This window comes from Ruegeria sp. CDSA246 (assembly GCF_059611225.1).
On sequence record NZ_JBXWPD010000033.1, the window covers coordinates 1 to 14,950 of the forward strand.

16 protein-coding genes and 1 tRNA gene are annotated in these 14,950 nt (G+C 53.4%); 5 read left to right on the forward strand and 12 right to left on the reverse strand.

Features of this window, described 5'->3' with window-relative positions; genetic code table 11:
- Positions 1 to 77: transfer RNA gene (locus tag AC2FI9_RS22185), tRNA-Met, on the forward strand.
- Here AC2FI9_RS22185 and AC2FI9_RS22190 read toward each other — a convergent pair.
- From AC2FI9_RS22190 to AC2FI9_RS22235, 10 genes are all read right to left on the reverse strand, one after another.
- Positions 34 to 1,686 carry a recombinase family protein gene (locus tag AC2FI9_RS22190; RefSeq protein WP_496770860.1) on the reverse strand — a complete coding sequence of 551 codons (1,653 nt, stop codon included), beginning with the start codon at positions 1,684 to 1,686 and terminating at the stop codon, positions 34 to 36. The genes AC2FI9_RS22185 and AC2FI9_RS22190 overlap by 44 nt on opposite strands.
- Positions 1,683 to 2,726 carry a tyrosine-type recombinase/integrase gene (locus AC2FI9_RS22195; protein ID WP_496770829.1) on the reverse strand — a complete coding sequence of 348 codons (1,044 nt, stop codon included), beginning with the start codon at positions 2,724 to 2,726 and terminating at the stop codon, positions 1,683 to 1,685. Before AC2FI9_RS22195 ends, AC2FI9_RS22190 begins: the two co-directional genes overlap by 4 nt.
- On the reverse strand, positions 2,723 to 2,920 hold the full coding sequence (locus AC2FI9_RS22200; protein WP_496770830.1) for a hypothetical protein: 198 nt from the start codon (positions 2,918 to 2,920) through the stop codon (positions 2,723 to 2,725). The genes AC2FI9_RS22195 and AC2FI9_RS22200 overlap by 4 nt, the downstream gene beginning before the upstream one ends.
- A 58-nt stretch (positions 2,921 to 2,978) precedes the next feature.
- Positions 2,979 to 4,238 (reverse strand): hypothetical protein, encoded by a 1,260-nt coding sequence (locus AC2FI9_RS22205; RefSeq protein WP_496770835.1) that lies wholly within the window; start codon positions 4,236 to 4,238, stop codon positions 2,979 to 2,981.
- A gap of 166 nt (positions 4,239 to 4,404) precedes the next feature.
- Positions 4,405 to 4,611 (reverse strand): helix-turn-helix domain-containing protein, encoded by a 207-nt coding sequence (locus tag AC2FI9_RS22210; protein ID WP_496770837.1) that lies wholly within the window; start codon positions 4,609 to 4,611, stop codon positions 4,405 to 4,407.
- Positions 4,612 to 4,888: 277 nt separating this feature from the next.
- Positions 4,889 to 5,623: a hypothetical protein gene (locus AC2FI9_RS22215; protein WP_496770839.1), complete on the reverse strand. Its 735-nt coding sequence runs from the start codon at positions 5,621 to 5,623 to the stop codon at positions 4,889 to 4,891.
- Between the two features lie 591 nt (positions 5,624 to 6,214).
- Complete coding sequence (locus tag AC2FI9_RS22220) at positions 6,215 to 6,949, reverse strand: hypothetical protein (protein WP_496770841.1); 735 nt, start codon at positions 6,947 to 6,949, stop codon at positions 6,215 to 6,217.
- Between the two features lie 300 nt (positions 6,950 to 7,249).
- Entirely contained in the window at positions 7,250 to 7,807 is a 558-nt protein-coding gene (locus AC2FI9_RS22225) for a TadE/TadG family type IV pilus assembly protein (protein ID WP_496723926.1), read from the reverse strand.
- Position 7,808: 1 nt separating this feature from the next.
- Positions 7,809 to 8,330 carry a TadE/TadG family type IV pilus assembly protein gene (locus tag AC2FI9_RS22230; RefSeq protein ID WP_496770843.1) on the reverse strand — a complete coding sequence of 174 codons (522 nt, stop codon included), beginning with the start codon at positions 8,328 to 8,330 and terminating at the stop codon, positions 7,809 to 7,811.
- Positions 8,331 to 8,338: 8 nt separating this feature from the next.
- The gene (locus tag AC2FI9_RS22235; RefSeq protein ID WP_496770844.1) at positions 8,339 to 9,997 is read right to left on the reverse strand and encodes a TadE/TadG family type IV pilus assembly protein; all 1,659 of its coding nucleotides are present in this window, start codon (positions 9,995 to 9,997) and stop codon (positions 8,339 to 8,341) included.
- Positions 9,998 to 10,365: 368 nt separating this feature from the next.
- Here AC2FI9_RS22235 and AC2FI9_RS22240 point away from each other — a divergent pair, with 368 nt between their 5' ends.
- The 4 genes from AC2FI9_RS22240 (at position 10,366) to AC2FI9_RS22255 (ending at position 13,757) form a co-directional block, all read left to right on the forward strand.
- The gene (locus tag AC2FI9_RS22240; protein WP_496770847.1) at positions 10,366 to 10,635 is read left to right on the forward strand and encodes a hypothetical protein; all 270 of its coding nucleotides are present in this window, start codon (positions 10,366 to 10,368) and stop codon (positions 10,633 to 10,635) included.
- A 418-nt stretch (positions 10,636 to 11,053) separates the two neighbouring features.
- Entirely contained in the window at positions 11,054 to 11,278 is a 225-nt protein-coding gene (locus AC2FI9_RS22245) for a hypothetical protein (RefSeq protein ID WP_496770849.1), read from the forward strand.
- Positions 11,262 to 12,410 carry a hypothetical protein gene (locus AC2FI9_RS22250; protein ID WP_496770852.1) on the forward strand — a complete coding sequence of 383 codons (1,149 nt, stop codon included), beginning with the start codon at positions 11,262 to 11,264 and terminating at the stop codon, positions 12,408 to 12,410. Before AC2FI9_RS22245 ends, AC2FI9_RS22250 begins: the two co-directional genes overlap by 17 nt.
- Positions 12,411 to 12,860: 450 nt before the next feature.
- Complete coding sequence (locus AC2FI9_RS22255; protein ID WP_496727536.1) at positions 12,861 to 13,757, forward strand: LysR family transcriptional regulator; 897 nt, start codon at positions 12,861 to 12,863, stop codon at positions 13,755 to 13,757.
- Positions 13,758 to 13,774: 17 nt separating this feature from the next.
- On the opposite strand, the gene AC2FI9_RS22260 is transcribed toward AC2FI9_RS22255, so the two are convergent.
- Entirely contained in the window at positions 13,775 to 14,011 is a 237-nt protein-coding gene (locus tag AC2FI9_RS22260; RefSeq protein WP_496770854.1) for a DUF2798 domain-containing protein, read from the reverse strand.
- Between the two features lie 114 nt (positions 14,012 to 14,125).
- Positions 14,126 to 14,734: a short chain dehydrogenase gene (locus AC2FI9_RS22265; RefSeq protein ID WP_496770858.1), complete on the reverse strand. Its 609-nt coding sequence runs from the start codon at positions 14,732 to 14,734 to the stop codon at positions 14,126 to 14,128.
- Positions 14,735 to 14,950 lie beyond the last annotated feature (216 nt).

A 14,950-nucleotide genomic window follows, 5' to 3' on the forward strand; every position in this document is an offset into this window, starting at 1 on the left:
CGCGGGATGGAGCAGCCCGGTAGCTCGTCAGGCTCATAACCTGAAGGTCGTAGGTTCAAATCCTACTCCCGCAACCACTTGGGTCGAACAAAGTACCGAACAAGCCGCCGCAAGGCGGCTTTGTTCATCCTGGGCTAGGCTAATCATCGCTGCCAGTGCACCTTCCAACTCGATCTGCACGCCATCCCGTTCATGTTGGATCGTAACACGTTCGATCAAGCCCCGAATGATCTCCAATGCCCCTGTGCGGATTGCCGGGTCGGATAGTGCCTGTGTCAAATCGGCGACCTTGGAGCGATAGAGTTCGGTCAGGTTCGGGTGCAGTCGCACTGGTGACGGTGCAGGTTCGGAGAGCTTACCATCAAGATCGGCGATCTGCGCTTCGAGTTCTTCGAGCTTGGCTTGAAGTCCGGGTGTACGAAAGCCCTCTGCGATTGCATCATAAAACCCATTCAGTTTGCGCGCAGCTTTGTCCCTTTCGGATTGCAAACGGGCCCGAGCTGCCTCCAACGCGCCCGTTTCCGCGTTGGCGGCTTCGCTGAAAGATTTGACGAATGTGGCCACAGCATCGGGCTGCATCAGGCGCTGACGCAGCAAACCCAGAACCGCGTCTTCCAGAACGTTACGGCGAATGGATTGCTTATGGGAGCATGTGCCGAGCTTGCGGGCGGCAGAGCAGGCGAGGTAGTCGCGTCCGACTGTGGCAAGCGGCCCTCCGCAGGTGCCACAGAATGCAAGACTTGTCAGCAAGTGTTTCTTGCGCCGCTTATCCCAGAACCGTGTCTTCTTGATGGCTTTGACGCGGGGGTCGGCCTCGATCTCGCCTTGCCGTTGCTTCACCGCCTCCCAAAGATTGTCACCGACAATACGCATCTCGGGGACTTCTGTGATGATCCATTTGGAGGGATCGTTGAGACGGGACACACGCCTACCGGTCTCCGGGTCCTTGATGTAGCGCAACCGGTTCCAGACTAGGCGACCGATATAAAGCTCATTGTTGAGAAGGCCCGTTCCGCGTGTGCGGTGTCCCCGGATGGCCGTGTCACGCCATAGTTTGCCTCGGGCACCGGAAATATCCTCGGTATTCAGGCGGCGCGCAATGGCCTTCGGGGAATGCCCGTCGGAAAACTCCCGAAACACCCGCCGAATTACCTCATCTTCCGCCGCGTTGATCCGTCGTTCTCCCCTGACGGGTAGGCCGTCCAGGCCGAGACGCCGGACGACGTCATAGCCGTAGCTATTGCCGCCACCGGAGCGTCCAAGTTCGACCCGCCCACGCAGTCCCCGCCGGGTTTTGTCGGCCAGGTCTTTGAGGAACCGTTGGTTCATGGTGCCCTTGAGGCCCACATGCAACTCACTGATCTCGCCTTCGGCCAGTGTAACGATGCCGACTCCTGCGAAGCTCAGGCGTTTGAAGATCGCTGCGATATCAGCCTGATCACGGCTCAACCGGTCCAGCGCCTCCGCCAAAACTAGGTCAACTCGTCCTTCCTGAGTTGCATTGATCAGCTCTGGCAGGCCGGGGCGCAACATCGAGGCACCGGAGACCGCACGATCTGAATAGGCGTCGACAATGGTCCAGCCTTCACGCTCTGCACGTTCTCGACACAGCCGCAACTGATCCTCGATTGATGCGTCCCGCTGCATTTGGCTTGAGAAACGGGCATAGATTGCAACTAGGGTCATCGCCGGGCCTTTCTCTTTTGGTTGATCAGGGTCGCATAGTCGCGGCCCGCTTCAATGGTCTGGGCGTGAAAATAGTGGCGCTCGGCTGTTCCGAAGCTCGTATGCGCAAGAATTGGTCGAATTAGCTTGGCGTGTTCCGGAGAAGATCGGGCCAGTGTTGTCGCGGCAGCATCCCGAAAGAAATGCGGCGGGATACGGCGACCCGTTAGCTTCAGCGTCTGCTCAGCGATCCGGGGGCTCAGCGCATCATTCTTCAAAGGAGTACCAGACCGGCCAACCCACAGGACATCGTGTTGCTGTTGGCCACGCTCCATAAAAAAGGGACGGGCTTCGTCGACATAACGGCGTAAGAGCGGCTCAACGCTCTGCGGAACATCAGCTTCCCAGGGATGCCCTGATTTGGTCAGATCCCCTGTGAGCGCAACAATCATGGCGTCCGGTGTGACTTGCAGGGATGGGCCAATCTGAAGCCCGGCGAAGGCACGTCGCCGCATGGGCATCAGGGCTAGCATGGCAATCATTGTTCCATCCCGCAGGCAGATCATTCTGCGTAACGATGTTCGGGCGACTTCTGCATGTTCCGTTGCCAGTGAGATACCTGCCCGAAGCAATACATCGCTGGACAGTACCCGGCCTAGTTTCCGATCCCGATCACCGTTGCCTGCGGTACGCTTCAATCCTGTTTTTAGCCTGCGCTGACCGGTCCAATCGTGCACAGGATCAGCCGCAGAGAGGACACGCAATACGCCATCTATGAACATCAACCGGGTCATCGGTCGGGTGTGTGAGAGGTCTTGAAGCCAAGCGGAAAGGCGCGGCAGGGTCGCGCGTCGCGCCGAAGGCAGCGTGATCGCATCCGCATCGCTAGTAATCAGCCATTGCAGCCATCGGGCATAGCGAAGTTCCAGCGTCTTCAATGAGGTTGCGCGCAGATGAGCGAGGGCGCCGCAATCGTCGAGTGGTCCGGCCGCCTTCTGAAGCTTGTCCCACATATCCCAGTCGGACGCGGGCCAATTGGCGAGAGGCAGAACCAGGCTCATCTGCGGCGCCCTTTCTTGGCGTCGATCAGGTCGGCAAAGGCGCGCGTTGCCGAACGTGCTTCAAGACCGGAATACATGTTGATCGTGTGGCTGAATTCCGAATGTCCGAGCAACCGGCGGGCAACCTCATAGCCCCCAGGATTGGCGTCGAGCCAGTTCATCACCGCAAAGTGGCGAAACAGGTGGGCGTTCATCTCCAACCCCGTTTCCTTCAATATCCGTTTAGAGATGCGTGCCGACAGAACGCTGGGGTCAACGGAATGTTAACCAACTCTCCGGGGAAACAGCCAGGTTCTTCACGCGAACTGGGCAGACCAGCAAGATGGCGATGGCGAGCGCATCTTCGCGTGCCAGAGCCCAGCCATACGGTTTGGACGTGCCGCGCGGTCGGGCGAAAATCCGTTCAGGCAGGAGCAGCAGGCGCTGCTGGTGCCGGTCCTCCTGCAACACCCTCAGCCGGCTTCGGTTTTTTTGGGTCATGCCATTCTGAGGTTTGACGGCCAGGCGCGCGGCAAGCCCCGACAGCGCGTCCCGGGTGTCATCGGGTGCATTGAGTATCCGGGCTAGGTTGCGGAGCAGCGCGGCGATCTCGCTGATCATCTTTGTGGTCAGGTTGTTGGTGCGCGATAACATCTGGCGCAAACCTCGTTCCGCCGTCACCGGATTGATCAGAACGTCCAATCCGCCAATGTGGCAAATTGGGATGCCAGAATGACCCAGTTCGGAGGCAAACCGAACCAACTGTCTTTGGTATTGGGCCAGGGTCGCGGATCGGAGTGCTCTGTTCTGACCGTCATCTGCCAGCGGGTCCGGTTTGGACAGACGATGCATCAGCTCTGCAAGAGCTGTTTGGAATGGCGTTGGAAACGCGGTCACCGAAAAAGCGATGACCTTCTGACGAGATTCCAGGGGCAAAGTGACCCTGGGCCATTGTGAAATACGTCGGGCCGCCAGGTTCCAGCCGTTGACTGCAGCCCGATATGCAACATCAGGAGATTTGCTGATCTCGTTTTGCTCAAGGGCTACTCGATAGGCTTGAGCATGCTTTTTGCGCACAGTGGCGGGTTTGACGCCTTGCCGGTTCAGATAATGCACGAAGCGGCAGAGTGCGGGTTGCAATGTCTTGTCTCCGGACGCCAATACAATCACCCAGAGCGCGTGCCAATCGGGAGACAGATCTTCAATCCGGTTGTATCGCCGTTCCACCAGCCCGAAATGCGCGAGCGCAGCCCGTGCATCGCTGACCGCGTTTTGCCAACTCTTTGGCGTGAGACCCAGCGCAGCCGGTGAGACCTGGGTCAAACGGGGCTGCAACCATCGGCTATCGCAGGGAACGTCCTCGGGCGGCAGCGCAAGGGCCTTCGCCACGCGGCGCAGGCCGGAGATCAAGTCGCGGCGGCGCGCGTCAGACAGAGAGGTGTCGGAGTACAGCTGTTCGATAAGGTCGGCAAACATCGGTGTGTCGGCTTTTACGAAGGCCAATCTCAATGGAACGGGGCTCTGCTTAGTCATCGGGTTTGCGTTCCTCTGGACATGTCTGGTCTCGGGCGGACTGGTGTGGACAGGAGGTCCGATTCGGGAAAAGCGTAGCACAGAAAGTTAGAAACTTATGGGGATACCCTCTTCCCGAAACGTGTTTAACAAATTGATATTAATAGACATTAACGGTCACGAGTGCCTACCAGCAATGTGCCTGCCGGTAGGCGGCATGAGCTGCCGGATCAATGCGGATGAGGCGTCCGCCGGGGCCAACCCAGATAACCTCGAGCAGGCCTGCTGCAATCGCACGGCGCACCGTCTTCTCCGAGCAATTGTCCAGTTCAGCGATGTCCTTCACCGTCAGCAGCTGGCGGGTTTGTTTTTTCATTGCATTGATCCGTGGCATCGTGATGCGCCTCCTTTTTGGCAGAGGCGTTCCGGCCCAGTTCCCGTACTGCCTGGGCAGCCAGCAATCGGACCAACTGGTCAATCGCTGTCTCAACCTGCTGGTGCGCTTGGTCGTCAGAAGGGGGTATGGCAGGAACGCGTGTCATGCCATGACCATGACAACGCAGGCTTGCTCATTCTAAGTGTATTGATTGCCCGATTCAGGCGGTGCCCAACGCTCTTTCTCTTCTCGCTCAAGCTTGCCGCGAAAATCGTCAATATCCACTCGGATCGTCTCACCGCTCAGGTTTTGTCCCGGATCGGTGATGAACCTCACGACAGACTGAATGAAGTCGACGAGCGGACCTTGCCGTTGTCCGCCGGGGCGACCGTCTGAGTATGTCGTATAGGTCAAAGGGCGACCGGCATCTTTCCAGATATAGCAGCAGCTCTCGACTGTACTGAAGGCGTTTGTCGCGCGAGAACCGCTTGTCGCGTGGCGACATCTCTGCAACCGCGCCGGGGGTCACAAGGATGTGCCGAATGTCATCTATCACGTCCTGAGTAAGTGTCGTTGCGGTCTCAATATTGTCGAGCACTTGGGGAAGAAGGTCTGCGTCTTCTGGCGTCGACGCGAAATAAGTCGAAAGCGAGCCCAATGAGTTCCGGAGTTCTTGGGGACTAATGGAACTCTGTTTGGCTTTCCGCAAAAGTTGCTTGAGGTGCTTTTGACCTCGTTCAATTGCTTGCGAGCGACGGACCTCGGTCAGGTTGATTGCGATGTCTTCATCGTTGTTGAGGCAATTCCCAAGAATCACAGAGAGTTCGCCAACGAGATTAGTTGGCAGGTCAAACCGTTCAGCCAAGCTCTCGATCATGTCCTCAGAAAGAGCGCCGCGTTCGCCATAACTGCCGAGCTTCCATGGCATCGAGCATTTGATCCCATCCATGTGCGGGTAGACCGAATAGTCACCTTCAATATCTACGACGTCGTGATTGTCCTTCGGACCGCTCTCCGCGTTAGCGCTCATGTTATTCTCCGTTTGGTTCACTCAATAGTCTGGTCGCACGTCCAAAAGCTGATGTGCATCAAGGCAGTATTGTTTGCTGAGGAAGCGCGCTGGTTGACACAAGGCGACCCCTTCAAAGGTTGCACATAAATAAAAGAACAGGAAGGGAACAATTTGGTTAGGTTCTGTGTCGAGCCGCTGACCCGAACCGTCTGCGCTATTGGTGGGCTGTTGCGCTTCGGGTCAGCTAAGGTTTGTACCACTTGCGGCCGCGCGAAACACAAAGATCCCACAAAAAAACGGATCAATACACTTAGTTAGCAAGAGCGCAAAATCGGACGTTCTGGGCCGGGATGGGTCTTCCTCGTCTCCGTTGCGCCCGGTTTATTCTTGCTGCTTTCCCTGGCAAACGATCAAAAAAAGCGGTGACCACGGTGTGTTCACGACCGGCCTCCAAGGTGAACTAAGGTTCGGGGACCACACCATGCCAGTGTCGCTCGCACATGGCTGTGTTGCGGACAAAGCTGCCGTTTGAATTAGTTCTGGGAATTTCGGCTTGTGCCGCACAGTTTGGAGCAGTCGCATACTCCAAAGACGCAATTAGGACACGACTTATTTGGTCAACCGCCCAGCTGCGAACACGTCCGGGTCTATCGCCATGAGATGCACGTCATTAGTTGGTGCCATCTCCAATTTTCTGCACAAACCTTCAGAAGGCGCGTTTCCTTCACGGATCCCTGTGAAAAAAGTCCCAAGACCATGGAGATCACGCATAGCAAGCATTGAATTTGCGCCCATGATCAGGGCAATCCCCTCGCCCCGCCGCGATTCATCTGTCGCTAGCATACCCCACCAAGCCTGATCGGCATTCCGGTGATCAGGATGAAACTGCGCAACGGCTGCTGTTGCCGCGACGACTTCCCCCTTGCGGTCACGTGCCAACAAACACACGCTCGGGCGTCTCAGCCCGCGGATGAACGCGCCCATCGGAAGCAGGACTCCGCATGCCTGTGTGAGCGTATCCAATTTGGCCAAGTCATCACCTGGTGTTTGCGCATCTACACGCACGAGTTCGAGATCATCGGGTAACTTGCGCGACGCCAAAACCATGGCCGCGGCTTCAAGCGATGCTGCGCTCCCTTGCCAGTCAACGAACTGATCCGTTTTCAGACCGTGCTGTTCAAGCCCTTCACGCCTACGATCGGCAGCTTCGACAGGAGTTCTTTCGGCCATGCAAACGCCCTGTAGTCGAGTCATCGCAATTTGCTTCACCAAATCGATGTCGTTCTCCGCGCTAAGGCCCACCGCGCGGCCATGGCAGGAATAAGTCGGGTCATTCTTGACCAATGTCCAAATACGGTCCGCCCTGCGTTGCAGGTCCTGCTGTTCTGGCTGGCCAAAAAATTCATTCGAAAAATCTGTCATAACTTATTCGTAGCATCAGCAAGCTTGATGGGAAGAAAAATCTAGCAACGCGCTTTGGCGACCAAATAACAGCGGACAATCGTGTGCAGTGCAGCATTCAGCAGTTTGGGCTCTTTAGTTGATTCCGCTGCGCCTTGATCGAACCGCCGCTGTTGATCTGGGGGAGTAACGCTTGGGCCTTGGTGGCACCTACGGGGACCCTTCGTTGCCGAGCTCAGGCACTTAGACGTTCGCTTTAATATTGTTTGCGAAGCGCGGTCGGGTGAAAATGAAGTTTTTCAGTTCGATATTGTCTAAGCCTACTCTAAAGATCGGGACAAGCGTGTTGGAGGTTTCAACCAGAATAAGCGTATTCTGATCCGACATCGGGGGAAGAAGATCTTTATATAGACCGATATTGTCGTCCGTTAACTTTTCAACATACTCGCCGCGAATTGCAGACCAGTTCACCGAATGATTGTCGTTGGCTGCATCGTAAAGAACTAACGAAATTCGAATTTTCAAATCCGTATCATTTGCCACCATTAATTTGAACATTTCCACCATCGAGTCAATGTATTCGCTATTGATCTCCCGAGTTTCTCGAGAAACTAGGTCACCGATCGTATGTGCTGCTTTGGTGTTCGAGGCATTCTGCCTATAAGCGTCAAAAAATGTATAACCCGCCATGATCGCCCAAAAGAGGATTGGGATGACAAGAACGGCTTCGACGGAAATCGAGCCGTTTTCCCGGCCGAGGAATCGTTTTGAACAGTGTATCGAAAGTCGGTTAATCCTCATACTATTTAGGCTCCTGTACGAAAACGGTTGTAGCGGTCAAAGCGTATTGACCTTCTTCGTTAACTATTGCCTTGCCCATAGCGGATGTCGGGAACCTGGGATTGATCTTGGCGCAGGCCCGAAGAACCATCAACTCGTTCTCAAGGCCGTTTTGAAAAGTCCGCACAGGGCGCACCTCGTCGGACAAGTCAGTGCAGTCAGGGATGGTCGGTACTGTTATGGACGCAAATGGATCTTGACGGATCATTTCTAGACGCAAGCTGTTTTCACAATTGCTGATAAAACCGGCTCGGTTGCAGATAATCGCCTTAATATCGTCATGCTGTGGGTTAATGCCGGTGTTCAGCCTAATGTCGCGAACGGTCATGTCGACAGCCCGCTCCAGTTGCGCATGTTTCAGTGTTACTAAGCCAAGCTCCAATCCCGAAAGAACCAGGAAAAACACGGCAGGGAATATGATAACAAACTCGACAGTCACATTGCCGTCTTCCTTGCGGCGAAGCTCAGTTAGAGCGGAGAACATCCGGCGCATCATTGTGTCAACCTCAACATACGAACCGAGGACGCGATTGAAGTAAAGGCATCTGTAAGGTCAGGCGCCGATGCATCATAGTAATGACTGGCAGAGCTTGCGCAGCCTTGCAGCACCTTTTGACCGTTCGCAGGGGCATTGACGCTGACACTAAAGACAATCACGCCTTCATCTTTGGCTGCCTTGCATACGTGCTTGGTGCGCGCATCCTTGGCTACTGCATTTTTCTTGCTGAACGCGCTGCTTTCCCACTGCCCATAGGCACTTGGCGACTGGGTGAAAATATTGTTTTCGATGTATTCCAAGGACACAAGGTTCAGCAGCTCAACGTAGGACAACTGTACCGACTTGCCGGGCTCGTCTTCTTTAACGCATGAAGTTTTGCTGCCATTGGTTGTGCAACGTGAGTCCCCGTTGCCGTAAGGGTGATCCTGCCAGCTGTTATCATGAGGCCACCAATACATAGGGGTGCCATTTGATTGGAAGACTGAGAAACGATCGGCTTCCTCATTGTACCACAAATCCGACAAGGTAGTACGCATCGAGGGGTTGAGCATGTGCTGATCGGTATTGTCCCCGTCGGACACCAGGATCAGAACTTTTAGAACGTTACTATTGTAATCCATTGGGCGGTATTTGAATGCTTCCGGGACGATACCATCACCATCTGCGGATACAGGAGTGGCCAGACCATTGATGACTGGGCGTGTGCTCGGATCCAGTAAAATAAGGCCCCAATTTGCACCGTTGTCCAGGCCAGAATCTTCGTCTGCCACTGGGTTGCTTAGCTTGGTCAAGCCATCGACATAGTCATGAAGCACTGTTTCATTGTTTTGGAATGGCAGGATCGCTGATCCAGGGCGGATTGGGCAAACGGGATTTTGAATCGGCTCTTTTGTCTCGGTGTAAGGGTCGAAATGAGCCGTTTGCTCCAGCACTCTGGTCAGAGAAAGATCAGGCTTGCTAAATTCATTGTCGATAAAGTTGACGCAATGCGAGTGGCCATGAAAACGGTCGACATTGTAGTATTTCAGCAAATCTGCGCCAGCGTTAACCTGGCTGGAATACGGAATCAGGGAAAACGAAACTTCGTTGCTCCAATGCCCGTTTTTCTTTCCTATCTTTGTGATGATGTTTTTCGTTGCATTTTTTAATTGAAACAAGTCGATCGAGGTCGAAACGTCCAATACGATTGAGATTTCGGCAGCACCGACGCTTTCCTCGGCAGTGCTCGCTGCGGGTGCGATCAATGTATCAACACCAGAGAGGTGCATGAATTGGGTCTGTATCTCAGATTGGGCTGTCGCCGACACCTCTCGATAACCAGTGTCGTTGACTACATTGATATTGGTCAGATTTTCCAGAAGGCCCGCCTTTTCTAGGTACGAACGAACGATAGATCCTGGATCCGCCTTTTGATCAAGATCCGCCGCAGCCAAAACAGACCGATCCAGCGTGTACTGCAAATTTGCACGTTCGCTCTCGTGGCGCATGAAATCGATACCAATTCCCACAAAGGCGACAATAGCCACAAACATAAATAGGGCGAATATAGTAAGCGCGCCATCCTCGTCGCGGGCAAGACGTCGAGCACCTTTCCACACACCGAATGCAGGAGAAACGCTAGAGCTTGTTGATTTTACAAAATTCGTAGGCATTTATAACCTCCTTTAGCGGCGGAAAGCTGCCATAAGTTCATTTCTATTAGGGGAAAGCTCGCAATTGCAGGTATTGCAATTACGGAAACATTTACTAGGGCATTGACTCAGAATCCCTCTAAGCCTTTGGAATTAGGTTTATTTTTTAACTGAGAGCATCTCTATAAACTCTGTGATTTGAATATGTCAAAAATGCGGCGGCCTACTGGCCATTTGGAGGGATTATCTTTTATGGAAAAAAAACGATTCATTAATGTCTGGTTAATATAGAGGCTTCAAAAATGGGGCTGCCTTCTTGAAAACGGCCATTCATCCCATCTGGCAGAGCACTCTGCAGCGCTGCGGTCAGCACCAAGGGCAACGCGCAGATGGTAGACTATGCAAACAAACATAGAAACACGCCTGCCTCCAAGCTGGTGATGGCATCCAGCAAGGCGCAAGAACAAGGGCCTCAGGACGCGATGATGGCCGCGATTCGAGCCGCATTTGTGGCCAACCCCATGAAAAAGCCGACCTTCGCTGCGCTATGTCGAATGAGCAGGTCGGGCTCGCAGCGGACGTTCAGTAATTTCAGCCCGATTTCTGCCTTGCGGACATTTCTGCCGTTTGCTGCGGCGCAGAGCTCCGGAACCAATTGAATGATTGCTCAGCAGGTGGAGTGGACGAACAGAACTATCTTTCGCTGTCTCGTCTGATAGCGCGGACCCTCATTGTCTATCTCAGGGCAAAAGCCTTCATCTACCACGGGATCGATATATAGCTTTCGGCAGACGCTCTATTTAGGAAAAAGGCCATTAGAAGAAAATACAACAATATTGGGGCAGCAAATATAGCCCTTCTTATCGTAGGTTTTAGGGAGCTATTCTTTTCCGGACCAAATGTTTCGGCCTCGGCGTCGTTCAAAGGCGGGAATAGCTCCCTTTTGCTTTGCTTAACCATAGTCAACTCGTAAAAATAAACTATTTGCTATTTTCCAGACCTCACATTAACCGAGTGTTAACGCACCTATTATTTCCAATTTAACGGTTTTTTTTGATCGCTGCTGGAAACAGAAAATTGAAAACTACTGCTATTGTTAACAGTTTTATTTTCCCAAGTGATTCTTTTGGAAATAAAGGCCAAGTTGTTAATATTCCATTAAAGATAACAACTCCTGAAAGTCGAATAGCTGCCTCATTCTGGCCGTGTTTGAGCAACATTTTTAAGGATGGCATTCGTTCGCCACCGCTGACCAGTATTTCTCTAAACGAAAAGGATTTCTACCGTGTTGAACTTCCTTAAAGTGAGCGTCTCCGCAATCGTACTCTCTACATTTGTAGTCGCGCCAGTCGTGACCGTTCTCGCTTCCGATTACGCATACGCAAAAAATGGTAACGGAAAAGGTGGAGGTAACGGCGGCGGAAAAGGGGATAATGGAGGTGGCAACGGTGGCGGAAAGGGCGGCAACAACGGTGAAAAAGGTGCCAAAAGGGGATGGGGTTCCGACAAAACGCTGAACGGGGCAAATACGAAGTCTGCCAGCAAAAGTCGTAAGTCAAAGAGCGCCAGTCGTTTGGGTCGGGCTGTGAAGGAAGACTTTCAGGCCTTGGGCCGTAACCTGAAGCAAAACGGTGTCAAAGGTCTATTCAAAGGGAACAAGGCACGGACCACCACAACACGAACAAGTAAAGCGAGTGTCGCGCAATCCCCGAGACCACCAAGCAGAAAAGAAAAACTCCTTGATGATGGCACGCTTGCTCCGCGTAACCTCGGCAAACTGAATGGTGCCATTAACTCCAGTGTAAATGCAAAACTCGCGCATATCGCGAACGGACAGTATGCGAAAGGTACAGGGCCGGTGAGCCTGGCCGCTGGCCTTGCCGTAGCCGACGCAAATTTCAATCATGTCATGGGTGAAGATTACGACTTGAGCCCTGAAGAAGTGAAGGAAATTGCTGCGGCGTATGATTATTTGGACACGGCTCCAATGACGCTGGAGGAAGCTGAACAGGTTCTTGCCGATGAGGCGTCCACTCCCGGTACGATTGCGCCTGAAGATTTGGAAACCGCACAAGCGGTGAAAGATGCGCACGACGTAACAACAGATGAGGACGGAAATACGATAGCGCAACCGACGGACGATCAGTTGGCGGCTGCGGAGGCGGTGCATGACGCGGAGGCCAGTTTGTTGGGACATTACAAAGGCGATTTTTCTGAGGACAAAATCGTCGCGGAAGAACAGCAAGACCGCGTCCTCGGCGCGGTCCGTGCCTCCAATCCCGATGAAGAATCGGTAAAATCCACACTTGGCATTTCGGATGACGGAAGCGTTTATGCCGACGGCCAGGAGGACGATGATGTTGATGGAGAACCGGAGGAAGTAGATCAAACCCCGGGTGGAGAGGCGGAAGACGAATTTGCAAGTAACGGCTGAACGTAAAGTTAGAGGCCCGAAGGCAAAGATTTAGACGCTATTTCGACAGTACCGGTCTCCCGTTGGATTGAAACTGATCCACTAGTTGGATGGCACTATCACCTCTTTGGGGGTCACCAAAACAAACCTTACGCGGGACTAACATGTCTGCTTTGGGCTCATACCTCCGGTCGGGGCACGTCGCAGAGAATGGCGGCAGAGAACCCTAAGCCGCCGCTGACTACACTTTGGTCTTTTGCAAGTGCGGCAGGTTGCGAACCGCGCAAACCGGACATTCCCACGCGCTTCTCAGATGGCAGGGTAGCAGGACGAAGTTAGCTTTCGCTGCGGCTGCGCCAATGTCGGCATCGCGCAAGTTGCTCTCGGCTTAGATGCCAAGATTATTGGTGTTTTGCCGGTGGTCTCAGTAAGCAATTCTGATAGCCTAGTCTCAAAAATCGGGGCTTTCAGTTGCGCAGTCAGGACCTAAACCTTCTTGTCATTTTCGATGCTATTATGACCGAGGGGTCGATCACTCGGGCGGCCGAAAGATTGAACATCACTCAACCGGCAGTCTCGAATGCAGTTGGGCGGATGCGCGAGATCTGGAAGGATGATCTTTTCATCAAGGATGGAAGAAACATCGCGCCCACCCTGTTTGCCCAGAATCTCTGGGTGAAGGTAAAAGAACCATTGGAAGAGATTGACGAAGCCATCAATCCCAAAGGGTTCGATCCTTCCACGTCGCGCCGAACCTTTCGGATCGCGGCGACGGACCTGATGGTAGATTTGGTGTGGGCAGACCTTCGCCATCGCCTCGAACAAGACGCGCCGAATGTGTCCATCCAAACGGTGCCTTACACAATCTCAAACGGGGAAACGGTCCTCAATCGCGCATCCGTCGATATTCTCATTGGCGCAAACGACCTGATGCCTCCAATGAAAACAAGCGAATTATTGGTTGATCTTGAGTATGTCTGCGTGATGAATCCCGAACATGAACTTGCAACAGGTAATCTGACGCTGGAGCGCTTTGTTGCGGCGGATCATCTCTTGGTTTCTCTATCCGGTGATGTTCGCGGTTACACCGACATGGTGCTTGCCGAACATGGGCTGCAACGCCGTGTGGCAATGACAATAAATAATTTCGCAAGCGCCGCCAAAGTTCTGAGGGAAAGCACGCTTGTCTGTGTTTTGCCCTCTGTCACGGTGAGGCCTCTTATCGACTCCGGCACACTTTTGTCGCGCCCGCTTCCAATCCCGGTTCCGGGTCCTAAGCTAAGCTTGTTCTGGCACAAGCGCTCCGACCGGGAACCGGGCAATATTTGGCTTCGTGGACTTTTCAAGGAGTTGTTGCGGCCGGCATAGATTTGGCTAGTTTGGCCTCACTCGCAATCCACGATAAAAAGACCGACGATGCTTCGTACAGCGGGCGTAACAATCATGATGGCAGGCAAAGCAGCCAAAAAACCGACAATCCAGGCGCTCAGCCACGCCGAGATCAGGATTGGGACGATGCCGATGTTGATCGTCGTGACGACCAACGACATCAGGCCAGACATCAAAAGTGCCATGAAGAAGTAGAAAACGTACTGCGTGTATTGTTTTGGAATGACGTGCATGTTGTGTGGTCTCCTTGGAGGCGGCCGGCGGATTGGTTGTTATTTTTCCAGCGTCCAGTCGGCCAGGATGTTTCGGGTCCTCCGGTCTGAAGGACCCGATTGAAGGAACGCGGCTTAGGTGCGGCCTTGGACGGTGAAAGTTTGGCCGCTCCGGGCACCCTCAACACTTTTGCGAAACGCCTTGGCAGCGACCGCTGCAGGTACAGGCTCGGAACCCGCAAAGGCAGAACCGAAGAGGTCGACGGATTCTTCCAAAATGGTTGGACTGACTGCATTGACGCGAATGCCGCGCGGCAATTCCAACGCCGCCGATGCTGCAAATCCCTCTAGCGCACTGCACACGGTGGTGGCAGCGGACCCATAGCGGATCGGGTCCCTGCTGATGATGCCAGCGGTCAGGGTAAAGGACCCACCATCGTTGATGTGCTTGGCTCCTTCCATCACCAGATTGACCTGTCCCATCAGCTTGTTGTTCAGGTCAAGCTGCCACTGTTCTTGTGTGATGTCTGCCAGAGGGCCAAAATGCACGGCCCCTGTCGCCGACACCAGCGCATCGAAAGCGCCAACTTTCTGATACATGGCCTTAATCGACCCGAAATCGGTGATATCGACTTGGACATCACCTTCCGAGAAGCCAACTTCCACGACCTCGTGGTCGTTCTTCAGGTCTGATGTTATTGCGCTGCCAAGTGTTCCGGTGGCTCCCACAACGATGACTTTCATGATCTGTCTCCATTTTTATTGCTACAAACCGAACTGGTTTGGCTGAGACAGATATGCCGAAATCAAAACATAAATAAAAATAATGTATAAGCATGTGATATATTCTAAAAAATGATGTTTAAGCAGTGATGTTTTTCTTAAGCGGTTCTCTGATCGCGGTATTGTCAAGGGCGTTGGATTTGTTGTCCGCCGGGGTCTTGGTTCTCTCCGAAGTCA